This is a genomic window from Zhongshania guokunii (assembly GCF_040892635.1).
In the GTDB taxonomy this organism is placed as follows: domain Bacteria; phylum Pseudomonadota; class Gammaproteobacteria; order Pseudomonadales; family Spongiibacteraceae; genus Spongiibacter; species Spongiibacter guokunii.
Genome location: NZ_JBFRYA010000011.1, coordinates 54,770 through 78,971 on the forward strand (window position 1 = coordinate 54,770; position 24,202 = coordinate 78,971).

The following is a 24,202-nucleotide window of genomic DNA, read 5'->3' on the forward strand; positions in this document are numbered from 1 at the left end:
GTGGAGGGCTATTTTAGAAACTTTATTTTCCTGATGGTTTTATTTTGTCCTCTGGCATCTGGTCTATACTGCAAGCCTATCTTCGCGATTAATCTAAAGACCAAAAACCTCAATGACGACTAATCAATCCCACCAAACCACCAAGCCCTCTTTGCTAGCCTTAATCATCGGCCCAGCCATGTTGGTAATAACCCTGTTAATCCCTGCCCCAGCTGGTATGAGCACCGAAGCATGGTTGGCTCTAGGTGCAGCATTGTGGATGGCGACATGGTGGGCAACAGAGGCGGTGCCGATTCCGGCGACGGCGTTGCTACCTTTAATTTTGGTGCCGGTGTTGGGTGTTGCCAAGGTGGGGGATTTGGCGGATGCCTATGCCAACGGCATTATCTTTTTGTTTTTAGGCGGTTTTCTCTTAGGTTTGGCGATGCAGCGCTGGAATCTGCACCGCCGTATTGCTTTGAATATTTTGTTGGCAGTGGGGCAGCAGGCTAATCGGCAAATTGCGGGCTTTATGATTGCCACCGCATTTTTGAGTATGTGGGTGAGCAATACCGCGACCAGTATTATGATGCTGCCAATTGGTTTGTCGGTGATTAGTTTTTTACCTGCGGGCAACGAGGCGGAGCGCCGCCGCTTTGCGGTGGCTTTGTTGCTGGCAATTGCTTACAGCGCGAGCATTGGTGGTATTGCGACGCTAATCGGCACGCCGCCCAATGCGATGTTGGCGGCGTATTTAAAAGAGACCCACGAGATTAGCATCGGCTTTGCCCAGTGGATGTTGATTGGCCTGCCGGTGGCGGTGGGCATGTTGGTGTTTACTTGGTGGTGGCTGTGTCGCGAGGGTTTCGCGGGTTTAGAAACGGCGGGCAGTCGCGATTTGCTGCGTGCAGAGTTGCACAAATTGGGGCCACTCAGTGGCGCCGAGGCGCGGGTATTGCTGATTTTTGTGGGCACGGCAGCGGCGTGGATTTTTCGGCCTCTATTAAACGATTATGTGCCGGGTGTTAGCGATACGGTGATTGCGATGGCCGCGGGGGTGCTGTTGTTTACGGTGCGCTCCGGCGGTCCAGATTCCCAAGCCTTGCTCGACTGGGAGAGCGCCGAAAAATTGCCCTGGGGCGTGTTGCTATTATTCGGTGGCGGCTTGGCTTTGGCAGTGATGATTAAAGACTCTGGCTTAGCGGAGTGGCTGGCGCAAAACTTTGCATTGTTAAATGCGTGGCCACTATTTGCGGTGGTGCTGGTAATTGTGGCGGTGATTATTTTCCTAACCGAGATCACCAGTAACACCGCGACCACGGCGACTTTCTTACCTTTACTTGGCGCGCTGGCGGTGGCGAAGTCGGTATCGCCAATGCTGTTTGTAATTCCCGCCGCGATTGCCGCGTCTTGCGCGTTTATGATGCCGGTGGCAACACCGCCTAATGCGGTGGTATTTGGCAGCGGCGAGTTACGTATTAAAGATATGATGCATGCCGGTTTGTTGTTGAATCTGTTCGGCATAGGCTTGGTGAGCGTGTTGGGTTATTACATAGTGCTTGCGGTGTTTGTAACTCATTAAGCCGGCTTAGCGTTGATGGTAAATTTATATTTGGAGACGTTACGATGAATATCGCACTTATGTGTATCGCCATACTTGGCGCCTTAAGTATTGGCTTAGGAATAATGGTGAGCCTGCAGCGGATAAAAGAGAAAAAGGGCACGGGCTGCCCAGACGACCCTAAAAGCCAATTGCATAAAGTGATTCGCGCCCACGCCAATACCGTGGAATTTGCACCGGCGTTGATGGTGTTGATCTACATCTTAAGTCAGTCACAAATGGCGGCTTGGGTGCTGTGGTCGGTCATACTGGTAACGGTGTGTCGCATAATATTAGTGGCGGGTTTAATTTTTCCAAGAACTATGGCGCGGCCAAACCCGCTTCGGCAGATTGGCGCGGGTGGCACGTATGTTTTTGGCTTGGCGCTGTGTGTGGCGGTTTTGCAGTTGGCCGCGGGGTAAAGCTTAACACTTGATGGGAGACGGGAAACGCAAAAGCACTCCCTTAATCTTTAGCGCTCAAGGCCTTTGCGTCTTACGTCTCCCATTAAGCATATAGCGATATTTCAGATATCCCAACTTGGCGTAGTACTTGGCTTTTGCTCAGCACTCGCCGCGACAATATTCTGCACCCCAAGGTGGTGAGACAAAAACACCTGCCCGCTAAGGTGCTTCATAAACTCGGTGTGGGCTAATACGTCCATCACTGGGCCTTTTACTTCCGATAAATGCAGTTTGATGCTGCTGTCTTTCAAGCGCAGGTTGATTGACTCAAGTACTTCTAATGCGCTGAGGTCGATTTCATTCACTGCGGTACACATCAAAATAACGTGCTGAATATCGGGATTGCCGTCGACGAGTTCGTAGACCTTGTCTTCGATAAATCCGGCATTGGCAAAGTACAGGCTTTCGTCAATGCGCAGCGACAGAATATTGCTGTGGGTGATGACTTTGTGGCGGTTGATATTGCGGTAGTGCTCGGTGCCGGGCACTTCGCCAACCACCGCCATATGTGGCACCGATGTTTTGTATAAGTGCAGGCCGAGGGAGGCAAACACACCGCAGGCTACGCCGGTTTCTACGCCCATGATCAGAGTTACAACTAGGGTGGTGACCACCGCTATAAAATCGCTGCGCGCATAACCCCACGACTTTTTAATGATGGAGAAATCCACCAGCGATAAGACCGCGACGATAATGGTGGCCGCTAAGGTGGCCTTGGGTAAGTAAGCCAAATAAGGCGTGAAATACATGGCGGCAGCGGCAATGCCCACGGCGGTAAACATACCCGCAGCGGGGGTAACTGCGCCGGCGTCAAAGTTAACCACCGAGCGTGCAAAGCCGCCAGTGACAGGATAGCCGCCAGAAAATGACGCGGCAATATTGGCGGCGCCAAGGCCGATTAGTTCTTGGTTTGGCACTATGCGCTGGCGGCGTTTTGCTGCCAAAGTGTGACCAACCGATACCGATTCGACAAAACCAATGATTGAAATAAACACCGCCGACAGCATTAGCTCGCGCCACGCGTCGTGGCCGAGTTTGGGCATTTGAAAACTGGGTAGGCCGGTGGGCACTTCGCCAACTAAAATTACGCCTTTGCTGCCGAGGTCGAAATAGAAAGCAGCGTAGCTGGTGGCGATAATGCCCAGTACGGGGCCGGTTTTGGCCAGCATGCCAGCGGCTTTGTCGCCAAGGCCTGCGCGCACCAGCAGTGGTTTAAGGCCGCTGCGCACCCAGAATAAAAAGATCAGCGTGGGTACACCCACCGCTACGGTATAGAAGTTGGTGCTGGCCACCGAGGCGTAGAGCGAGTGCAGCAGAGCAAACAGGTTTTCGCCGTTGGCCTTGATGCCCAAAATATATTTGAGCTGGCTACAGGCAATAATGATGCCCGAGGCGGTGATGAATCCGGCTATTACGGGATGGGATAAAAAATTGGCTAAAAAGCCCATGCGCAGCAAGCCCATGCCGAGCAGGAATACACCGGATAAAAATGCCAGCAGTAAGGCCGCTTCGATATAGCTCACACTACCAGCGCTGGCAATATGGCCAATGGCCGAGGCGGTCATTAACGACACCACCGCCACCGGTCCCACCGACAGGGTGCGGCTGGTGCCAAAAATGCCGTAGGCGACCAGCGGCAACATGCTGGCGTACAAGCCCATTTGTGGCGGTAGCCCAGCGAGCAGGGCGTAGGCGAGAGACTGGGGAATTAGCATTATGGTGACGATAAGCGCCGCCAGTAAATCACTGAGCAGCACCTCGCGATTATATTCGCCAGCCCATGTGATAATGGGAAAGTAATTTTTTATCGCTGTTATTTTCAAAGTCTTATTTCCTAGGCTTCATCGCTCATCACGGGGTTTACCAGCCACTCTTTGCCCTTGAGCATAGCGCGCCAGTAGATGGGCGGCAGTAATTTCTCTTTTAAGAACCACGCCGCACGAGTGGGTTTGGTGCCGTCGATAAACCATTTTGGAAAACTCGGCAGCAGCATGCCGCCGTAACCAAACTCGGCCAATACTATTTTGCCGCGCTCTACTGTTAAGGGGCAGGAGCCGTAGCCATTGTAGTGGGCAATTTTGTGGCTGCCCTTGGTGTCGGCAATGATATTGGCAGCGACAATAGGCGCTTGCACTCGCGCAGCGGCGGCGGTTTTGGCATTGGGCGCATTGCATACATCGCCTAGCGCCCAGATATTGTTGTAGCGCTTATGGCGGAGCGTGTATTGATCTACATCTACCCAGCCAGCGGCATCTACCAGCGGGCTACTGCGAATAAAGTCGGGCGCGGTTTGCGGTGGGCAAACGTGAATCATATCGAATTCACGGCTCACAATTTCGGTGCTGCCGTCGGCAGTGGCGGTTTCAAAGTAGGCGGTTTTGTTGTCGCCATCGATGCGCACCAGTTTGTGGTTAAACTTTAAGTCTGCTTGGTATTTTTTAACGTATTCCATTAAGGCGGGCACGTAGTCGGCCACGCCAAACAGCACCGCGCCAGCATTGTAAAACTCAATATTAATATTGTTTATGCCCTGATTTTTATACCAGTGGTCGCCAGACAAATACATGGCTTTTTGCGGCGCGCCAGCGCATTTAATGGGCATGGGTGGTTGGGTAAACAGCGCGCGCCCACCCTTTAAATTGCGAACTAATTCCCAGGTGTAGGGCGCCAGATCGTAGCGGTAGTTAGAGGTTACGCCATTGCGGCCAATGGTTTCGCTCAGGCCTTCAATGCCGTCCCAGTTGAGCTTTATACCGGCGGCAACTACCAAGCGAGCGTATTTAATAAGTCGACAGCCTTCGAGGGTGACGGTGTTGCTGTCGGGGTCGAAGGTGGCAACCGCAGCCTTGATCCAGTCGGCGCCTTTGGGAATGAGTGAGGCCATTTCGCGCATGGTTTGCTCTGGCGTAAAAATGCCCGCGCCAACCAAGGTCCAGCCCGGCTGGTAATAGTGTTTGTCGGCGGGATCAATAATCGCAATAGACAGCGCGCTGTTTCTGGCCAGCAGGCTGGCGGCTGTCGCAATGCCCGCGGCGCCGCCGCCGACGATAACCACGTCGTAAGTTTGCAGCGCGTTTATTTCGCCGGTCTTGCCCGCAATGCGGGCGGCCACGCCGCTCATGTCGTAGCCCGCCGCCTTCGCGGTGGCCACAATGTCTGCTAGCGGTAGGTGCTTGGCTTGGCTCAGCGCCCACAGCGTGGTGGAGCGCATGCCACTGCGGCAGTAGGCGTGAATGGGGCCGTCGTGCTTGAGCAATTCGCCAAAGGCGGCGGCTTCCTCGTCGCCAACTTTACCGGTGATTACCGGCAGGTAATGGCATTGTATGCCGTGTTCGACGGCGGCTTTTTCTATTTCAGAAAATAGCGGCTGGTCTGAACCCTCACCGTCGGGGCGGTTGCAAATTAGGACGCGCACACCGCGCTTGGCTAGCTCGCTAATATTGCTAGGCAGTAATTGTTCAGAGACACTTAAATTGGCATTCAATTCTTTAATGTTCATCGTCATTCCCTAATTCAACAAATTGCATTGGTGGTTTAGAGCAGGTTTAGCGGCACTTTTAGGTAAACCACCTCGTTGGTGTCGGCCTTAGGCAAATGACCGGCGCGCATATTTATCTGCAGCGAGGGGAGGATCAATCTGGGCATACCTAGCGTGGCGTCACGTTTTTCGCGCATGGCGACAAAGTCGCTTTCGCTAACGCCTTGGTGAACGTGAATATTGTTGTCGCGCTGTTGCTTTACGGTGGTTTGGTATTCAACGTCGCGGCCGTTGGGCATGTAGTCGTGGCACATGAATAGCCGCAGTTCGTCGGGCAAGCTCAAAATGCGTTGAATGGACTGATATAAAATTTTGGCGTCGCCACCGGGAAAGTCGGCTCGCGCGCTGCCGCCGTCGGGCATAAACAGGGTGTCGCCAACAAAACCGGCGTCGCCCATTACGTGGGTCATGCAGGCAGGGGTGTGGCCGGGGGTATGCATCGCGTAGCAGTGCATTTCGCCAACCATATATTCGTCGCCGTCTTTAAAGAGGTGATCAAACTGGGTGCCGTCGCGACAGAAATCGGTGCCTTCGTTAAAGATTGTGCCAAAGGTTTTTTGCACTGTGGTGATCTCGGCGCCAATGCCAATTTTGCCGCCTAGTTTTTCTTGGATATAGGGCGCGGCCGAGAGGTGGTCGGCGTGTACGTGGGTTTCAATAATCCATTGCAGTTCTAAATTTTGACTGCGGATATAGTCAATCACTTTATCGGCGCCGTTAAGGCCGAGCCGACCTGCGGCGTAGTCGATTTCCATAACGGAATCGACTACCGCACAGGCATTGGAGGCCGGATCTTTTACCACATAGGTAAACGTGTTGGTGGGCTCGTCAAAAAACGCAAGCACCGTAGGGGTGACGGCCAGATCGGTTTTAAAGGGTATTGTTGTCATAGTGTTAATCTCCTCTTTAAACTTATTCATAAGACAGCGCGGTGGCTTTGCCATGAAATATTCGGTAAACAAAAAACGTGTAAAACAATATAACGGGCAAGGTTATGACCACGCCCACTAAGGTAAATTGCAGTGACTTCACCGACGCGGCCGATTCCCAAATGGTGAGGCCGCCAATAATAATGTCGGGGAAAATACTGTAGGCCAAGCCGAGGCTCGCCATAAAGCAGATCGCAACGGTGCAGGCATAGATAAGCCAACTATAGCCGGTGCTGAGCATCTTGGGTTTGTTTAATACCACCACAATAAGGCCGTAGCAAAATAGGCAAATTATGGGGATCGGCATTAAATACAGGGCGTTGGGTAGGGTGAACCATTTTTCGGCAATAGTATTGCTTACCAATGGGGTGGCGATAGACACCATAAACAGGCCCAAGCCCATGGGCCAGATGGCCATGCGCGCCCAGCCGATAGCCTTGTTGCGCAACTCGCCGTCGGTTTTCATGAGCAGCCAGCCGCAGCCTAAAATCAGGTAGAGGGCGGGCAGAGTCATGGCAATAAGCGCAGAGAACAATAAGCTGGTGGCGCTGTGCTGCAAGCCGGTGATGTAGGCGCCGAGCATCCAGCCCTGTGCTACGGAGGCGATTAACGAGCCAGCAAAGAAGGCCTTATTCCACAGGCCGCGGCGGTGGTCGCCGGCTTTTACGCGCAAATCAAAGGCTACGCCGCGCAGTATTAAACCCATCAACATAATGGTGACGGGTAAATACAGGCTGGTGAGAATAATGCCGTGGGCAACGGGAAAGGCGATAAGCAGCACGCCAACCCCCAGTACGATCCACGTTTCATTGGCATCCCAGAAGGGGCCTATGGAGGCGATCATCATGTCTTTTTCGGCCTCGCCAGCCAGCGGCACTAACATGCCAACACCAAGGTCGTAGCCGTCGAGAATCACGTAGATCAGCAGTGCTAAGCCCATGATGCCCATGTAAATTATTGGCAGCCAATATTCCATTGCTCAGGCCTCCTTGTTAGCGGTTTGGGGGGCGCTGATCGCCGTTAGGCTTAGTGACGCTGCGGGTTTGCGCGACAAGTTGAGTAGGGCGCCAATATACGAGGCGAGCAAAAAGCCGTAGAGCAATACATAACCGATCAAGGTGCCGCCCACCGTGGCGCTGCTATGATCGGCAACTACGTCTTGCACTTTGAGCACGCCGGTGACGATCCACGGCTGGCGGCCAATTTCGGTAACATACCAACCCGCTAAAACGGCGATCCAGCCCGAGAAGGTCATGGCCGAGAGCGCGTAGAGCAGGGCTTTGGTGGGGGTGCTTTTGCCGCGTAACTGCCACGCTGCCCACCACGACACCAGCAGCATTAGGCCGCCCATCGCTAACATTACGCGAAATGACCAGAACACCATGGCGACGGGTGGATGCTCACCTTTAAATTCGTTGAGGCCTTTTACTTCACCCATTGGGTCGTGGGTAAGAATAAAACTCGCCGCATAGGGCACTTCAATCGCATAACGGTTGGTTTGAGTGGTTTCGTCGGGTAGCGCAAATAGCGTAAAGGGCGCGCCTTTTTTGGTTTCCCACACGGCTTCCATGGCCGCTATTTTGGCGGGCTGATGTTCTAGAGTGTTCAAACCGTGAAAGTCGCCAACCAGTATTTGAATGGGGGCGAGTACGGCGGCGATGACCACGCCGGTTTTCATCACCTTCCAGGTAGCGGGGCCGTCGACATTGCGCAGTGCCCGCCAGGCGCTAACACCGGCAACCACAAAGGCCGAGGTCAACATGCAGGCGATGAGCATATGGAAAAAGCGGTAGGGGAAGGAGGGGTTAAAGATTACCTCCATCCAGCTGTCGACCATCACCACGCCATTTTCAAGATAGTAGCCGGTGGGGGTTTGCATCCATGAGTTGAGGCTCAGAATCCAGAACGCCGACAGGGTGGTGCCAAAGGCCACCAGGAAGGAGCTGATTAAATGCATGCGGTTAGACACGCGGTCTTTGCCGAACAACATAATGCCGAGGAACGATGCTTCTAAGAAAAATGCGCTGAGTACTTCGTAGCCCAGCAGCGGCCCAGCCACATTGCCGGCTTTTTCCATAAAGCCCGGCCAGTTGGTGCCAAATTGAAAGCTCATGGTAATACCCGACACCACCCCCATAGCAAAGGTAAGTGCAAAAATTTTTACCCAAAAGAGATAGGCGTACTCCCAAGCTTGGTCGCCGGTTTGGGTGAAGCGCAGCCGAAAGAACAGCAGAATCCAGCCCAGGCCTATGGAGATGGCCGGGAATAAAATATGAAAGCTGATATTGGTAGCAAACTGAATGCGCGCCAGCACAAAGGGGTCGAAATCCATATTCATCCTCCTAAATTGGTTGGCCGCCGGGGGCGATGCTTGTTTGGTATGGCTGAGCGCAGCCCAAATGCTGACAATTACACAATAGAGAGCAAGGCCGGTGCCAGATCCGCGTTAGGTGTAATTTTAATTACTAAGCTTTTGTTTCTGTTGCATTAAATACCTCGGTGATGCGCGCCGCCAATGTCTGCGCTAGTATTGAATACGGTTAATTGCCATTATTGGCAAAATACTTAGACAAAAATGGCAAAGCTATGCAGCTAATCGCAAAAGACTCAGACCGCAATGTTGCTCTCATGCTTGATGGCTTTGATTACCCTGCCATCTTGGTGTCGGCGGATTACGAAATTTTGGCAACCAATGAGCTATATACCGAGACCTTTGGTGAGATACCCCGCGACCGAGGCTCTCGGTGTTATGAGGTCTCACATGGCTATCGAGTTCCCTGTGATCAGGCGGGTGAAAGCTGCCCGCTGCTGGCCTGTAAAAGTTCGGGTAGCAAAGAGCGGGTACTGCATATTCACAGTACGCCCCGTGGCAAAGAGCATGTGGATGTCGAAATGCTGCCGATTCGCGGCGAGGATGGCGAGCTAAAGTATTTTGTTGAGATTTTAAAACCGGTCACCATTGCCAGCGCAGAATTTAGTACTCAGCAAATGGTAGGCCGCAGCCCAGCGTTTAACCGCTTGGTTGAGATGATAAATCTTGTTTCCAGCCGCGATACCTCGGTGCTGCTGATGGGAGAGTCGGGCACCGGCAAGGAGTTGGCGGCCAAGGCCATTCACGATGCCAGCCCTAGGCACAAGCACACAATGGTGACGGTGGAGTGTGCGGGGCTTACTGAAACTCTGTTTGAGAGCGAGTTATTCGGTCATGTTAAAGGCGCGTTTACCGGCGCGGTGAGTAATAAACCGGGTTTATTAGAAAATGCCGAGGGTGGCACCCTGTTTCTGGACGAGATTGGCGATGTGCCGCTGGGCATGCAGGTTAAGCTGCTGCGCTTGATAGAAACCGGTAGTTATCGAGCGGTGGGCAGCACCCAGCTTAAACGCGCGCAATTTCGTTTGATTTGTGCCACCCATAAAAACTTGATGGAGCAGGTCGCCAGCGGTGCGTTTCGCGAAGACCTCTATTACCGGATTAATGCCTTCCCTATTGTGTTGCCACCGCTGCGCGAGCGCCGCGAAGATGTGGGTTTGATTGCTAAGTCTATTCTCCGCAAACTCAGCCCCGACGAGAATTATCGTCTTACCGATTCGGGGATTAAAATGCTCAGTGCTTGTCACTTTGCCGGCAATGTTCGAGAATTGCGCAATGTATTGGAGCGCGCCACCATTTTTGCGCATTCCAATATTATTGATTTTAAAATTCTCGAGCGTTGTTTATTAGACGCGGCGCCTCGGAAGAAGATACCTGAAACCTTTGTGTGGGAAGATTTAAAAACCCGTGAAGCCCGCTATCTCAATGATTTGCTAAGCCATTGTGAGGGTGACAAAGCGCAGGCGGCAAAAATCGCCGGTATTAGTTTGCGCTCGTTCTACCGGAAGTTGGGTCTAATTCAACAATAGTAGTTTCATAGTGAGTGCCTTTACGGCAGAACTCGCTAGCGAGTAATTCACAGGGATGATCATTACATGTTGACCTTGCTTAAAATATTGCTGTTCGGCGGTGCGGTTTTACTAACTCCAAAGCCAATAGACCTTGTTGATACCACCACCATTATTCAGTTGACTGAACCTATTAGTGCCATCACTGAGAATGCCTCGCTGACCCTTGATATAGCTGAATATATTAGCGCCGATAATGAAGAGGCCGCGACTACCGAGTTTCTTAAGGCGTTTCCCGATGCCTGTGTTAGCGCCATGCTACACTCTAAATTCGGGGTGTCGGTGTATTTAGATAATGCCGAAGGCCAGTGGCGCGACGGCAAGAAACTACTGCGCTTAAGTGCCACCACGGGTATGGATGCGGGAATTAATTTTACCCGCGTAGAATTGCATGTTTGCAAGGAAATACGGCATACCACTTTAACGTGGCATAACTATGATAAGCCGTCTTTTTTGCACTAGTCTGTAATGATATTTTAAACGACGCAGAGGCCGGTATGGATGACCAGTGAGGCAATGCTACTTTGGAGTTTGTTATTCAACTCTATTGGCTTGGGTTACTTTGTTTATGGTCGCAAGCAAGGCAGTAAAGTGGTGTTGTATAGCGGCGTGGCCTTAATGCTCTATCCTTATTTGTTTAGCAGTGTATGGGCGGTGATTGGTGTTGGCTTGGTATTGGTCTGTGTGCCGCGGTTTTTTAACTGGTGAGTGACGTGCGTTTACGTGACTGCTTCGATAATTATAAATAAGCAGGGTTGGGAAAAACATGATTGAAGTTATTCATAATACCGGCAACCGCATTGATATTTTTATCAGTGGTAAGGTGCGTTCTCAAGATATGACATTGGCCTTGGATACCCTGATTGACGAATCTGAAAACATCGAAAACGGGGTGATGGTTTACCGCATCGTCGATTTTAAGTTGCCGTCGTTGGCAGCGCTGGCGGTTGAGTTTTCGCGAATGCGACAGTTGCTTAAACTCATGAAAAAATTTAAGCGTATTGCGGTGTTAACCGACAAGAAATGGCTAAAAAAAGCCAGCGAGCTTGAAGGAAAGCTGTTTCCGTATTTAGAAGTAAAAGCCTTTTATTTTAATGATATCGAGCTGGCAGAAATGTGGTTGGAAGAGGTTTAAGCCTCTTCTTGTTTAAAGGGCAGCATGGCACTGGCATCACGCAGATACTTAGCGATATGCAGTTTTTCGTCATCTAAAAACTGCGCGACGGCTGCTGAGAAATCGGCATCGGCCAGCCAGTGATTGGAGTAGGTTGCGATGGGCGTGAAGCCGCGTTGAATTTTGTGCTCGCCCTGAGCGCCGGGGTCGAAATGGCGCAAACCTTCGCGCAGGCAGTATTCAATACCTTGGTAGTAACAGGTTTCAAAGTGCAGAAATTCGTACTCGCGCACGCAACCCCAGTAGCGTCCGTATAAGGTGTGCTGATCACGAAAATTAAGCGCCACCGCGACTGGCTCGTCGCCATGGCTGGCAATCACCAGCACCAAATGTTCGGGCATGGTGGCGGCCAATTGCGTAAAAAAGGCCTCGGGCAAATAGCCGCCGTGACCGCTGCGCTTGGCGTAGGTGAGCTGATAGCAGTGAAAGAAAAAACGCCACTGGGCGGGGCTAATCTCGCTGCCACATAATATCTGTAAATCCAAACCTTGTTCGGCCACCGCTTTGCGCTCTTTGCGCAGGGTTTTGCGTTTGCGCGAGCTAAAACTGGCTAAAAAACCGTCGAAATCGCCGTAATCGCGATCAAACCAGTGGTATTGGGGGCCGCTGCGCTGCATAAAGCCCAGCGGCTGCCACGCGCTGGAAACCTCAGGCTTGGAGAATAAGATGTGCACCGACGATGCGCCCATTTGCCGCGCATGCGCGGGTAGGGCGCTGGCGATGGCCCGCATTACGTCCTCGCGCTCAGCGTCGTTGGCCAGGCATAGCCTTGGCCCCGTTGCTGGGGTAAAGGGAATGGCGGCGAGTAATTTGGGGTAGTAAGAGCGGCCGTGGCGCTGGTAGGCATCGGCCCAAGACCAGTCGAAAACGTATTCGCCGTAGCTATGGGTTTTAATATACAGGGGCATGAGCGCGACAATTTGCTCGTCGCGGCGCGCCACAAGGTGGTGGGGCTGCCAGCCTTTGTCGGCGGCAACCGCGCCGCTAGACTCTAATGCCTGTAAAAATTCGTGGCGGGTGAAGGGGTAATCCTGGCCGGCGATGGCGTTCCATGTTGCCGCATCAATTGCCGAGATGGCGTTAATAAACTCCAATTCCACCATTAAAAAATTCTCATGTCGCGATTAGGTAGTGCAGGGCAATGCCGGCAAAAATCACCGCGCCGACCCAGTTATTGTTTAAAAAGGCTTTAAAACAATTTTCTGGTTGGCGGTATTGAATCAGCCGTTGCTGGTAGATAAACAGGCCGCTGGCGGCGATTAAGCTGGCGTAGTAAATAAAGCTCATGCCAAAGCGCACGCCGACCATGAGCATGACAATAATCACGCAAACTTGGAGCATGGCGGTGATGGTGATGTCGTCGTCGCCAAATAAAATGGCGGTGGATTTAACGCCAATTTTGAGATCGTCTTCGCGGTCGACCATGGCGTAAAAAGTGTCGTAGCAGACTGTCCAAATCAATACGCCAATATAAATTAACCACAGCGCGGGTGGCAGGGTCCCGCTTTGCGCGGCAAACGCCATGGGTATGCCCCAGGCAAAGGCGGCTCCTAAGACCAGCTGCGGCAAATGGGTGTAGCGTTTCATAAAGGGGTAGGTGGCGGCGAGCAATACCGCGCCGAACGACAGCAGAATCGTTAAGGTATTGGTGAACAGAACTAATACAAAGGCCAGCAAACACAGGCAGGAAAATAGAATCAGCGCCTCTTTTTCACCGACCGTGCCTTGGGCAAAGGGTCTATTTTTGGTGCGCCCGACGTGAGCGTCTATTTTGCGGTCGGCATAGTCGTTAATCACACAGCCAGCAGAGCGCATCAGAAAGGTGCCGATAATAAATATAAGCAGTAAATCCCAGCGCGGCAGGCCCTCGGCCGCCAGCCACAGCGCCCATAAGGTCGGCCATAGCACAAGATAGGTGCCAATGGGCCGGTCGGTGCGCATCAGGGCTAAATAGTGGGGACGCTGCTTTTGGATATGCTCTAGAAACCGTGTCATAAGGCGCTCTTCAGAACTGTGTTGCAAAAGTATAGCAGCAGCGCCAAACGAGAACGACGGTGCTACCAAGGCGTAAAAGCTGGGAGAAAAATCTCGCTAACCATAATAGGCCGATCGCTGAGTAGAAAACGTGATCGCCGTCCCCACAGCAATTTTTCAGAATTAGGACTTATACCTAGCTGCAGGCCGCTGCTGGGCATTTGACAGATCTCGTAGGGATCGCGGGCCATGCTGTGGTCGGTAAATAGCAAATGGCCCAGGGGCCGGTTGTCGAGGTGGCGCAGGCGCGCCAAACGGCCAACTAAGGAGCTGGCGGGCATTACGCTGCGGGCAAAAACCCAGGGTTGATTGTGGCAGCAGAGCAAAACTTCGCGTATTAGCCCCCAGTCGCGGTCGCCCATGCCGAGCAGGCGTCGCTCAGATAGGCGCGGTAGTTGCCAGCGCTGAGCCAATACCTCTACGTGAAAATGTCCGCCCGACACCCGTCGCAAATGAGCGGTCAGCGAACCGGTGTCTAAGAGCCAGCGGGCGGTCGGTGCAGGGGGTTTGCCGGCGGCAAACTGGCGATAATCCTGCCACTTTGGCTCAGCGGTCTGGAATCGTGTCGTTTGAAAAGCGTACAATGGCGGCCTTCGGTATTGAGGGGGGCGTCAATAAGAGCCTTGCCGTTAAAAAAATTGCTACAATGAAAAAAGCGTGGCGGCAGAATGCGCGATTCACCCTCGACTTGCAAGTGTCAGAATTGGCTGAATAAGTCCTGATATCTGATACCCTTAATTATTTACGCTTCACTGATAGAAGCTCCGTGTGCAGAGGATTTTGGCTAATGAGTAAATGGGAATGTATTGTTTGCGGTTGGGTCTACGATGAGGCCGTTGGCGACCCCGATTCTGGTATTGCCGCAGGCACTCGCTGGGAAGATGTTCCCGATGATTGGCTATGCCCCGACTGCGGCGTAGGTAAAGAAGACTTTGAAATGATTGAAAAGTCGGAAGAGAGTGACCTGCCCCATCACGACGAACCCGCCACGGCCAGCGCCGAAGCCGCGATTGTGGTGATCGGCACTGGCCTCGCCGGTTACGGTCTGGTGCGCGAGCTTCGCAAATACGACAAAGACAGCCCGATTATTATGATTAGCGCCGACGATGGCCGCGCTTATTCTAAGCCGATGTTGTCCACTGGCTTTACCAAGAATATGGATGCCGATGCACTTACCCAAAAAGACGCCGGCACTATGGGTGAAGACCTTAACGCCAGTGTGTGGACCTCGACCAAGGTCACGGCCATAAACACCGCAGCGCAGACCATTACCATTGGTGATAAAGCCACTCAAATTCACTACAAGAAACTGGTGCTGGCGCTGGGCGCCGACGTTATTCGCCCACCGATTAAAGGCAATGCGCTGGAATACGTGTACTCGGTGAACGACCTGCTGGACTACGACGACTTCCGCACCGCAGTCGCTAAAAACAATGTTAAGAAGGTCTGCATTATTGGTGGTGGTCTTATTGGCTGTGAGTTCACCAACGACCTGCTCAACGGCGGTATTGCTACTGAAACCGTTGATCCGCTGGGTTATTGCATTCCTACTTTGCTGCCCGAAGCGGCGGGTAAGGCAGTGCAGGCTGGCTTAGAAGCCCAGGGGGCTAAATTCCATTTTGGGCCGCTGGTTACCGAAGTAAACAAAACCGGTGATGCGCTGACGGTTAGCCTGAACAATGGCGAAACCATTAGCTGCGATTTGGTGTTGTCTGCAGTTGGCGTGCGTCCGCAAATCGCCTTGGCGCAGGAAGCGGGTATTACCACTAATCGCGGTATTGTGACTAACCGCCTGCTGGAAACCAATGCGCCCAATGTTTACGCTATGGGTGATTGCGCCGAAGTCGCCGGCCACGTGCTGGTATACGTGGCGCCGCTGATGGCTCAGGCCCGCGCGTTGGCCAAGACCTTGACGGGTGAGGCGACGGAAGTTAGCTACCCAGCAATGCCGGTTACCATTAAGGTTCCAGCTTGTCCAGTTACGGTTAGCCCCGCACCCCGTGACGCGGAAGGCAGCTGGGAGATTGAGCAAGATGGCATCAACGTGGTTGCCCGCTTTATTGACCGCAACGGTGATTTGTTGGGCTTTGCCCTGACCGGTGACGGCACTAAGCAGAAAATGGCACTGCAAAAGCTGCTGCCGGCGATTATGCCCTGAGGAGGTATTCATAAGCTCGGCATAATCGGGCTTGTGAATTGATGCTCTGATCTGTAAACGTTCAGCTATAAAAAAGCCCTGCTTTTGGTATTCCAAAGCGGGGCTTTTTTATGTCTTTTATACTTGCCTTTAAGCGGGCCGCAATTCAAAGCCTAGGCGGGTATTGGCAATCTCGATGGTGTCGCCGTGATTGAGCTTGCGGGCTTGCATGCCAATGGCTTCGCCATTGATTTTGGGGGTGCGACCGTCTTGGCCCTCGATGTGCTCCAAGTAATAGTCTTGCTGGCGACGGCTAATCGCGGCGACCTGAAATCCGGCCTTACCCAATTTAGTCATCGGTTTACTCAATACCATTTCTCGGCCTGCGGAGCCGCCATTTTGCACCTGTAAATAACCCATCTTGGGCGCGGGGGCGGGTTCACTGCGTTGCATACTAGGCCGAATGGCGATGGTCTTTTCAACATCTTCTTCGGCTTCTGCGGCGCGAACGGCGCCGTGATAGGTTAGTGAGTGCTTGCCAATGGTGATGTAGTCACCGCTGCGCAAGGCGTGCCGAGTCACCGGATTGCCATTGACCAAGGTGCCATTGGTGCTGCCGAGATCGACTAGGAAGCTGTCATTTTGAAAGGTTTCCACCGCCGCGTGGCGACCGCTGACCGCTAAGTTTTCAATGCAGATATCATTGTTTGCCGCGCGGCCAATCGTCACTCGCTCTTTATCAAGCGGGAAATCCTCAATCACTCTACCCTGAAAACTGAGAACCAGCTTTGCCATATTTCTTGCCTGTTACCGAGTTATTTCCCTTAGTCGAACCACTCAAGCGAGTCATCTGCTGATGCATCGTCTTGACCGGCCACCACCTCGTCTACACAAATTACAATAATTGAAATATTGTCTTTACCACCAGCTGCATTGGCCATTGCCAGCAAATGCTTGGTTGCCGTCTCGGGGTCGCGGCCCTGCTCACTGAGAACCGCGGCGATCTCGGCATCGGTAAGCATACCGGTCAGGCCGTCGGAGCACAGCAGATAAATATCGTTACTGCGAACTAATTCTTCTAGTAAATCTACCTCAAGCTCGCTCATCAAGCCAAGGGCACGGGTTATTACATTTTTGTTTTTGGCGGTGCGGGCTTCTTCTTCGGTATAGAGCTTGCGCGCCACCCATTCCTGTACAAGGGTGTGGTCGGTGGTGAGCTGATCTAAAAAACCTTCGCGAAATCGGTATAAGCGGGAGTCGCCAACATGGGCTACCGCAAGACGTTGGCCGATAAAGCGCATGGCCACCAAGGTGGTACCCATACCTTTGCGGGCCGTGTCGTGCTCGGCGGCCGCGAGTATCTCGCGGTTGGCCGTGAGTACAGCGTCTCGCAGGGCAAGGGTTTGCGGGGAGTAGATGGAATCTTCGGCACTTGCTTCGGCAGCTTGGCCAGCGTCTAAATAGCGGGAAACTTCGGCGATTGCGATACTGCTCGCCACTTCGCCGGCATTGTGGCCACCCATGCCATCGGCCAGCACCATATAGGCGCGGTCGGCCGTGATGCCGATAGCGTCTTCATTGTGCTCGCGTACCTGGCCTATGTCGGTGATCCCAAAGACCCGAAAATCGATATTCTCATCCATGAATCAGTGCCGTGTTAAAAGTGTTGATTAAGGTCTGAGTATAGACAGCGGGTTTTGGCGTGGTCAATGTAGAAAATTGTATACCGCGCCAAGCCTTTTGGCGCGGGGGCTTGGCCGGAATCTCTACGGCTGCACTTGGTCTACTGGGCAGCTGTCATCGGGGATGTTGGGATCAATTACGCATTCAAAATAGGGCACGGTTTCGTTGTAGGTGCCGTCGAGCATTTTGCGCATATTTTCAAAGCCGACGCGCATAACGGGGTGGGTAGCTTGAGCCTCGGAACCGTGGCCGGCGAGATTAAGATAAGGGTCGAGATCTCCTGCACCTAGGGTGCCGGTGCCGGTGGTGCCTGGGTCTTGACCAGGGCTCACTTCGGCTATCGTAAAGAATTGGGTTGGAATACCGGCAGTGGTTAAGGCGGAAGCCATCACGCGACCCTGATTATGGGGCACTAAGCCGTCGTTAATGGCGTGTACTACCGTTGCTGCGCGCAGCCCTGCTAGCTTCATTTCGGCGCCGTGGTAAGCTGGTGAGCGACGCGCATAGGCTAGTGGGCAGATAATCGGATTGCCGCCAGTATCGCGCTCTAGGCCCGCTTGGGCTTGGGCGGCGGTTTCAGACATAGAGGCGACTGCGGCTGCCTCTGTATAGGTCTCAGCCAACTGGCTTACGCCTTCAATATCCAACCAATAATCATAGAGGGAGCTGCCGTCTTCGGTGACCGCGGTTGACTCGACAATCGCGGTGCCCGAAACCGCGCCACCCATAGACACACCAAATAAATACACGGTCTCTATTGATGGAAATCGCTCCATGGCATGCAAAGTAGCGGCAATGGTGTCGTGGGCGCCGCGCAGGGCTGGAAAGCCTAAATTGTCGCGGTAATCGGTGGTGACAAAGGCAACATCACTGGGGTGGTTGGCAAAGCTTTTCGCCATGCGAATTTCGCGCAACATATGGGGTAGCCAGCTACTGCGAACGTTGTGGCCTATGCCGTGGGTAAAGACCACCAAACGGGTGGGGGCTTCATCTTTTTTAAAGACCAGTAAACCTTCAGGCAGTGGTGAGTTTGAGGCGGTGTCTGGAATACACAGCGGATTAATATCGCTGGGATCGGCAATATTAAAGGCGGCGAGATCGGTAGCTGCATCGGTAGTAAAGGTTTCCGTCGCGTAGCCGCTGGCTGAGGAATAGCTTGTGGTTGAGTGACTTGTACCGCCGCAAGCACTCAGCGAAACAACAAAGCTCGCTACTAAGAGTTGAGAACATTTCATCATGGCATCACCAAAATTAGCGCGCTCCAAAAATGCGCCCAAGGATTTGGGGCTTTAGAGCGGGCAGAACAATCCGTTTATTGAGGACTTACACGCTTGCGATGGAGCTCTCTGGTGGGGAAAAGGCCGCTATCGGTGGTTTATTGGGCATAAACAGCCGCATTCTATGCATTTTTGTTATGTCAGAGAGCACGATATTGGCTCGCGCTAAAGCCTCTTATTGCTATAGGGCTATGTTTAACCTGAAAACATATCTTGTCAATTAGGGTTTATATTAAATACTCACAGAGTGTAATTTGTGTTGTATTGTTTGCAGTGCGCGCTGAGCTTAATTACTTTTGATGCTGAAGGTGGACGAATACTGGCGTGCAGGAACCTAGTATTTACGTTGTTTTTGAATAAGATAAAAATAAAGAGATATTCGGTGGTTTTTCCATAGTTCAAATCATAATACGGTCTAGAATCTCTATAGGTTCCGAGTTCTGGTTGTGTGGAAACCATGTTGGTCTGCAATATAAATAAAATAATGCCAAGTAAGGAAATGCAATATGGGTTTTTATGAGAATAAGATTTTGCCCATGGTTATCGACAAAGCGTGTTCAATGCAGCCGATTATGGCGCTGCGCGAACAGGTAGTGCCCTTGGCCACCGGTGTTGTATTAGAAGTGGGTATGGGTAGCGGAATTAACTTGGCGCTGTATAAAGCCGAAAATATCGATTTTATTTGGGGTTTGGAGCCTTCGGCGGGTATGCGTAAAAAGGCCCGTGTTAATGTCGAGAAAGCCGCCGTTACCGTGAAATGGTTAGATTTAACCGGCGAAGAAATCTCACTGGAAGACAATAGCGTAGACACGGTGCTGCTCACATACACGCTGTGTACTATCCCCGATTGGCGGCAGGCCTTACAGCAGATGCGACGGGTATTAAAGCCCGGTGGCCGGCTGTTGTTTTGTGAACACGGCGCCGCGCCAGATCACAAGGTGAATAACTGGCAAAACCGCGTTACGCCTGTTTGGAAAAAGTTCGCTGGCGGCTGTCACCTAAATCGGCCAATCGATAAGCTGATTGTTAGCTGCGGCTTTAAAATAGAGCAGTTGGCCCAGTGTTATGTTGCAGATGTACCGCGCATTGCGGGGTATATGTATTACGGCTCGGCGGTGAAGGGCTAACCTTACTGAACCGCCGGATGTTTGAAGTCTGACGAGGCGCGGGAGCGTATTTTAGCGCTTTCCATCTCCCGTCAAGCGTCATGCTTGCTCGTCTGCCCCCCTATAGCCATTGCGCAGCCTTCACGCTAGAGTAAAGCGCTATGTCACTCAGCCACCAACACCGAAGAGTAAATAGCACTATGCGCACTATTCCCTTGCACTGGCAAATTGCCATCGCCATCGCACTTGCGGTTTTCGCTGGTATTCTCGGTGGCGCCGATGCGAGTGTTGCCGGACTATCCTTCATAGCGGTGTATGACTTTTTGGGCACGATTTTCCTCAATGCCTTAAAAATGCTGATTGTGCCCTTGGTTATGTCGTCCATTATTAGCGGTATGGCGGGGGTGGGCGGCGATAAGCTGGAAAAGCTAGGTGGCAAAACCCTACTCTTTTACGCTTCCAGTAGTTTAATTGCGATTCTTATCGGCTTGTTGGTGGTTAATATTGTCGCACCAGGCAGCGGCGATAATCAGGCCTTGGCCGCCACGATTAGCAGCAGTGATACCGAACTTACCAATACCCTTGCCAAGGTAGAGGGCCGCGGTATGGCCGATGTGGTGCAAGTATTTGTGCGCATGGTGCCAACCAATGTAGTGGCGGCCGCCGCCGATGGCCAAATGCTGGGCTTAATCTTTTTTAGTTTATTGTTTGGTTTTTTCTTGGCTCGCAGCAAGTCTGAGCACGCTGCAACGCTAATGCATTTTTGGCAGGGCGTGATGGATATTATGACTGAAATCACCATGTGGGTGATGAAGTTCGCGCCGTTAGGGGTATTTGGCTTAGTGGCCAAAACCGTCGCACTCACTGGCTTTTCGGCCTTTAAGCCGATGTTGCTGTTCTTCTTTACCGCGCTGCTGGCCTTGATGATTCACGCCTTTGTGGCACTGCCCTTATTGCTGCGTTACGTGGGCAAGGTCAACCCCAAGGCACACTTCGCGGCGATGACCCCGGCTATGCTCACCGCTTTTTCCACCGCCTCTAGCTCAGCAACCTTGCCGCTGACGTTAAAAAGTATCCAGGAAGAGTCGGGGGTGTCGAAACGGGTTAGTGGCTTTGTATTGCCCCTTGGCGCGACGGTAAACATGGATGGTACAGCATTGTATGAGTGCGTTGCCGCGATGTTTATTGCGCAGGTTTACGGATTAGAATTGAGTTGGGTACAACAATTTACGGTGGTGATGATCGCGCTGCTGACCTCAATTGGCGTAGCCGGCATACCTGCCGCAAGCCTAGTGGCAATCTCGGTTATTTTGGGGGCTATTGGACTGCCTTTAGAGGGGATTGGTTTACTGCTGGTCACCGACCGCGTGTTGGATATGATGCGCACCGCAGTGAATGTGTTTAGCGACTCTTGTGCGGCGGTGATTATCGCCCGCACCGAAGGAGAAGTTACTAAGGTTGGGATTGACGCTTAGTAGCTCGCTTGATTTAGCCTAGAGAATATCGCCGTATTTAGTGGGGGGTATTCTCTAGTTTCTACAACTGCCTATAATTGAAAGAATTCCGCGCCGGCGGGTAGTTTGCGCAAGCGTTTGCCGGTGGCGGCAAACAGGGCGTTAGCCACTGCGGGTGCAACGACCGGCGTGCCGGGTTCACCGACGCCGGTGGGTGCTTCTGCCGACGGCACAATATGCACCTCAATCTCCGGCATATGCTGTATGCGAATTACTTTATAGGCGTCGAAATTCTTCTGCTGAGCTTGGCTTTTGTCTAGGGTGATTTCACTTAACATCAGCGGCGACAAGCCAAAGCCTATGCCACCTTCCATCTGCGCGCGAATCACGTCTGGGTTTACCGCTACGCCGCAGTCCACCGCACAGGTGATTTTGTGTATGCGAAATTTGCCGTTGTCGAGCTTGGCAATCTCAGCAACCTGCGCCACATACGAGTTAAACGACTCGTGCACTGCTAAACCTTGAAAATGCCCAGCCGGCAATTTTTTACCCCAGCCAGCGCGCTCGGCAACTAATTTAAGTACCCCGCGGTGGCGGGGGTGGTCTTTGAGCATTGCCAAGCGGTAGTTAAGCGGGTCTTGTTTGGCGCGGTGGGCTAGCTCGTCTATAAAGGTTTCTACGGCATAGGCAGTGTGAGTTGAGCCCACGCTGCGCCAAAAGGACACGGGCACGGCGTTGTAGGTGTTGTGTGCCTCTACCAATATATTGGGAATGGCATAAGGCAGGTTGGCGGCGCCCTCAACACTTAGGTTATCGACGGTTTTGGCGTCGGCGCCAGTGATCGCTTGACCAACAATGCACTGCTGCCACGCAGCAATGTCGCCTTTGTTATTGAGACTGGCGGCGAGGCGATGCACATAGGCGGGGCGGTAGTAGCCACCCTGGGTGTCATCTTCGCGGGTCCAAACTAATTTTACAGGGGCGGATTTACCCCAAGCCTTCACAATATTGGCCAACTCTACGGCGTAGTCGCTATTGAAAGTCGCGCGGCGACCAAAGCTGCCGCCGGCGAGCAGAGTATTAATTTTGATGTGTTCTGGGGCCAAGCCAAACACCTTGGCTACGGCGGCTTGATCCCAGCTTTGGCCTTGGCAGCCATACCACATTTCGACACCGGTGGCGGTTTTTTGCAGCACGCAGTTCATCGGCTCCATTGCCGCGTGGGCCAAGTACGGGAATTCATATTCAGCTATAAGGTGATTCTTGTCGGCGCCGAGCACGGCTGCAACATTGCCGTCGCTGCGGGCTTGCAGGCCAGGTGTTTGGGCAAGCTTTTTATATTCCGCCATCTGCGCAGGGCTGGAGATTTCAGTTGTGGGCTTATTCCATTCCACGTTCAGGGCATCACGGCCTTTTTTAGCTTGCCAGAACGTGTCCGCTAAAACTGCTACGCCGCTGGGTATAGTGACTACCGCTTTAACGCCCGGCAGTTTTTCTGCTGTGCTGGCGTCCACACTTTTAAGACTGGCACCAAAGGCGGGCGGGTGGGCTACTACGGCGGTCAACATATTGGGCAATTGCACGTCTTGGGTAAAAATCGCCTTGCCGTTGGTTTTGCCGGTATCTTTGCGAGCCAAGTTGGCCTTGCCGATTAGCACGAAATCTTTGGGGTCTTTGAGAATTACGGTGCTGGGTAACTTTTGTTGGGCAGCGGCGATCGCCATGTCGCCAAAGCTGGCGCTGCGCTTGCTCACGGCGTGACTGATTATGCCCTGTTTAACGCTAATACTGGCTGGCTTGACCTGCCACTGGGCAGCGGCGGCGGCAACTAGCATATGGCGAGCGGCAGCACCGGCTTCGCGCATTTGTGAATAGGAGTTGGCAATCGCGCTGCTACCGCCGGTGAGCTGACCACCAAATAATAAGTTTTTGAATTTTTCGGGATTGGCGGGGGCGGCCACGGTTTCTATTTGCGCCCAGTTGGCGTCGAGCTCTTCTGCCATTAAAGTGGCTAAGCCGGTATAGGTGCCCTGGCCCATTTCTAAGTGTTTAATGGTGAGGATGACGCGGTTGTCGGGGTGAATACTAACAAAGGCATTGGCCTCTAAGCCCTTGCTTGGGTCAGCCTTGCTGGCGGCGTGGGCGCCACTACTGAATTGCAGCCCAAGGCTTAGCCCGGCACCGGCTTGGGCGCCACGAACTAAAAACAGGCGGCGAGATACGCTGATTGCTTTGGTTTTCATAGGGTCACCTCGGTAGCCAATTGCGTCGCGGCGTGTTTGATGCCGGCGCGGATGCGCACGTAAGTGGCACAGCGACAAATATTTCCCGACATAAATTGATCAATATCAGTGTCGCTGGGAGCAGGCTTGGACTTTAAGAGATTGACCGCCGACATCAGTTGGCCAGATTGGCAATAGCCGCACTGGTATACGGCGAGCTCTTCCCATGCAGCTTGCAGCGCTTCGGCTTCTGGGCCACTGACGGCCTCGATAGTGGTGATTTGCTGGCCAGCCACCGCACTAACCGGCATCGAGCAGGAGCGAATAGGCGTGCCATTCATGTGCACGGTGCAGGCGCCACACTGGGCGATACCACAGCCAAATTTGGTGCCGGTTAACTGTAGGTGATCGCGAATAACCCATAGCAGCGGGGTATCGGGGTCGACATTGAGGTCGCGCTGTTCGCCATTAATATTAACCGAGATGGCCATCTTCCTCTCCTTGGTGTTATTGATTGTGATTACTGAGCCGTATAAACAAAAATACTACCGCAATGGTGTGACATTGGCTTGTTCAAATAATAAAAAGACTCACACGCCAAGGTACAGATATTGTTATGCTGGGTTTCGCTAAGAGCCCTGTGCTAATGGTGTTTTCGCCAGCTTC

General features: G+C 52.6%; 22 protein-coding genes. 9 read left to right on the forward strand and 13 right to left on the reverse strand.

Going from position 1 to position 24,202, the window contains the following annotated elements; genetic code table 11:
* The first annotated feature begins 112 nt into the window (after positions 1–112).
* Positions 113–1,561 carry an SLC13 family permease gene (locus tag AB4876_RS12960; RefSeq protein WP_368382162.1) on the forward strand — a complete coding sequence of 483 codons (1,449 nt, stop codon included), beginning with the start codon at positions 113–115 and terminating at the stop codon, positions 1,559–1,561.
* A 44-nt stretch (positions 1,562–1,605) separates the two neighbouring features.
* Positions 1,606–2,001, forward strand: coding sequence for an MAPEG family protein (locus tag AB4876_RS12965; protein WP_368382164.1), 396 nt, complete (start codon positions 1,606–1,608; stop codon positions 1,999–2,001).
* 104 nt (positions 2,002–2,105) lie between these two features.
* Here the strand turns inward: AB4876_RS12965 and AB4876_RS12970 are convergent, their stop codons facing one another.
* The 5 genes from AB4876_RS12970 to AB4876_RS12990 are packed head-to-tail and all read right to left on the reverse strand — an operon-like array spanning position 2,106 to position 8,842.
* Entirely contained in the window at positions 2,106–3,866 is a 1,761-nt protein-coding gene (locus tag AB4876_RS12970) for a SulP family inorganic anion transporter (RefSeq protein WP_368382165.1), read from the reverse strand.
* Positions 3,867–3,877: 11 nt separating this feature from the next.
* Entirely contained in the window at positions 3,878–5,542 is a 1,665-nt protein-coding gene (locus AB4876_RS12975; protein WP_368382167.1) for a bifunctional protein tyrosine phosphatase family protein/NAD(P)/FAD-dependent oxidoreductase, read from the reverse strand.
* Between the two features lie 35 nt (positions 5,543–5,577).
* Positions 5,578–6,471: an MBL fold metallo-hydrolase gene (locus AB4876_RS12980; protein ID WP_368382169.1), complete on the reverse strand. Its 894-nt coding sequence runs from the start codon at positions 6,469–6,471 to the stop codon at positions 5,578–5,580.
* Between the two features lie 22 nt (positions 6,472–6,493).
* Positions 6,494–7,486: a cytochrome d ubiquinol oxidase subunit II gene (locus AB4876_RS12985; RefSeq protein ID WP_368382170.1), complete on the reverse strand. Its 993-nt coding sequence runs from the start codon at positions 7,484–7,486 to the stop codon at positions 6,494–6,496.
* Positions 7,487–7,489: 3 nt separating this feature from the next.
* The gene (locus AB4876_RS12990; RefSeq protein WP_368382172.1) at positions 7,490–8,842 is read right to left on the reverse strand and encodes a cytochrome ubiquinol oxidase subunit I; all 1,353 of its coding nucleotides are present in this window, start codon (positions 8,840–8,842) and stop codon (positions 7,490–7,492) included.
* A gap of 254 nt (positions 8,843–9,096) precedes the next feature.
* On the opposite strand from AB4876_RS12990, the gene AB4876_RS12995 reads away from it, so the two are divergent.
* The 4 genes from AB4876_RS12995 (at position 9,097) to AB4876_RS13010 (ending at position 11,584) form a co-directional block, all read left to right on the forward strand.
* Positions 9,097–10,410 (forward strand): sigma-54 interaction domain-containing protein, encoded by a 1,314-nt coding sequence (locus tag AB4876_RS12995; RefSeq protein WP_368382174.1) that lies wholly within the window; start codon positions 9,097–9,099, stop codon positions 10,408–10,410.
* 66 nt (positions 10,411–10,476) lie between these two features.
* Positions 10,477–10,911 carry a hypothetical protein gene (locus AB4876_RS13000; protein ID WP_368382175.1) on the forward strand — a complete coding sequence of 145 codons (435 nt, stop codon included), beginning with the start codon at positions 10,477–10,479 and terminating at the stop codon, positions 10,909–10,911.
* 39 nt (positions 10,912–10,950) lie between these two features.
* On the forward strand, positions 10,951–11,157 hold the full coding sequence (locus AB4876_RS13005; RefSeq protein ID WP_368382177.1) for a hypothetical protein: 207 nt from the start codon (positions 10,951–10,953) through the stop codon (positions 11,155–11,157).
* A 58-nt stretch (positions 11,158–11,215) separates the two neighbouring features.
* Complete coding sequence (locus tag AB4876_RS13010; RefSeq protein ID WP_368382178.1) at positions 11,216–11,584, forward strand: SpoIIAA family protein; 369 nt, start codon at positions 11,216–11,218, stop codon at positions 11,582–11,584.
* Here AB4876_RS13010 and AB4876_RS13015 read toward each other — a convergent pair.
* The 3 genes from AB4876_RS13015 to AB4876_RS13025 form a co-directional block, all read right to left on the reverse strand.
* Positions 11,581–12,726, reverse strand: a complete 1,146-nt coding sequence (locus tag AB4876_RS13015; RefSeq protein ID WP_368382179.1) for a GNAT family N-acetyltransferase — start codon at positions 12,724–12,726, stop codon at positions 11,581–11,583. The two genes, AB4876_RS13010 and AB4876_RS13015, sit on opposite strands and share 4 nt — an antisense overlap.
* A gap of 10 nt (positions 12,727–12,736) precedes the next feature.
* Complete coding sequence (gene ubiA, locus AB4876_RS13020; RefSeq protein ID WP_368382180.1) at positions 12,737–13,618, reverse strand: 4-hydroxybenzoate octaprenyltransferase; 882 nt, start codon at positions 13,616–13,618, stop codon at positions 12,737–12,739.
* A gap of 62 nt (positions 13,619–13,680) precedes the next feature.
* Complete coding sequence (locus AB4876_RS13025) at positions 13,681–14,241, reverse strand: chorismate--pyruvate lyase family protein (RefSeq protein WP_368382181.1); 561 nt, start codon at positions 14,239–14,241, stop codon at positions 13,681–13,683.
* Positions 14,242–14,444: 203 nt separating this feature from the next.
* Between AB4876_RS13025 and AB4876_RS13030 the strand changes: the two genes are divergently transcribed.
* Positions 14,445–15,815, forward strand: a complete 1,371-nt coding sequence (locus AB4876_RS13030) for an FAD-dependent oxidoreductase (RefSeq protein ID WP_368382183.1) — start codon at positions 14,445–14,447, stop codon at positions 15,813–15,815.
* A 129-nt stretch (positions 15,816–15,944) separates the two neighbouring features.
* Here the strand turns inward: AB4876_RS13030 and AB4876_RS13035 are convergent, their stop codons facing one another.
* The 3 genes from AB4876_RS13035 to AB4876_RS13045 form a co-directional block, all read right to left on the reverse strand.
* Entirely contained in the window at positions 15,945–16,589 is a 645-nt protein-coding gene (locus AB4876_RS13035; protein ID WP_368382185.1) for an FHA domain-containing protein, read from the reverse strand.
* Between the two features lie 29 nt (positions 16,590–16,618).
* A complete protein-coding gene (locus AB4876_RS13040; RefSeq protein WP_368382186.1) occupies positions 16,619–17,437 on the reverse strand; it encodes a Stp1/IreP family PP2C-type Ser/Thr phosphatase in 819 nt (272 codons plus the stop codon).
* 123 nt (positions 17,438–17,560) lie between these two features.
* Complete coding sequence (locus tag AB4876_RS13045; protein WP_368382188.1) at positions 17,561–18,715, reverse strand: alpha/beta hydrolase family protein; 1,155 nt, start codon at positions 18,713–18,715, stop codon at positions 17,561–17,563.
* 545 nt (positions 18,716–19,260) lie between these two features.
* Here AB4876_RS13045 and AB4876_RS13050 point away from each other — a divergent pair.
* Positions 19,261–19,881, forward strand: a complete 621-nt coding sequence (locus AB4876_RS13050; RefSeq protein ID WP_368382190.1) for a class I SAM-dependent methyltransferase — start codon at positions 19,261–19,263, stop codon at positions 19,879–19,881.
* Between the two features lie 179 nt (positions 19,882–20,060).
* The gene (locus AB4876_RS13055) at positions 20,061–21,335 is read left to right on the forward strand and encodes a dicarboxylate/amino acid:cation symporter (protein WP_368382191.1); all 1,275 of its coding nucleotides are present in this window, start codon (positions 20,061–20,063) and stop codon (positions 21,333–21,335) included.
* A gap of 71 nt (positions 21,336–21,406) precedes the next feature.
* Here the strand turns inward: AB4876_RS13055 and AB4876_RS13060 are convergent, their stop codons facing one another.
* Complete coding sequence (locus AB4876_RS13060) at positions 21,407–23,557, reverse strand: xanthine dehydrogenase family protein molybdopterin-binding subunit (RefSeq protein WP_368382192.1); 2,151 nt, start codon at positions 23,555–23,557, stop codon at positions 21,407–21,409.
* The gene (locus AB4876_RS13065; RefSeq protein ID WP_368382193.1) at positions 23,554–24,027 is read right to left on the reverse strand and encodes a (2Fe-2S)-binding protein; all 474 of its coding nucleotides are present in this window, start codon (positions 24,025–24,027) and stop codon (positions 23,554–23,556) included. The genes AB4876_RS13060 and AB4876_RS13065 overlap by 4 nt, the downstream gene beginning before the upstream one ends.
* Positions 24,028–24,202: the final 175 nt, after the last annotated feature.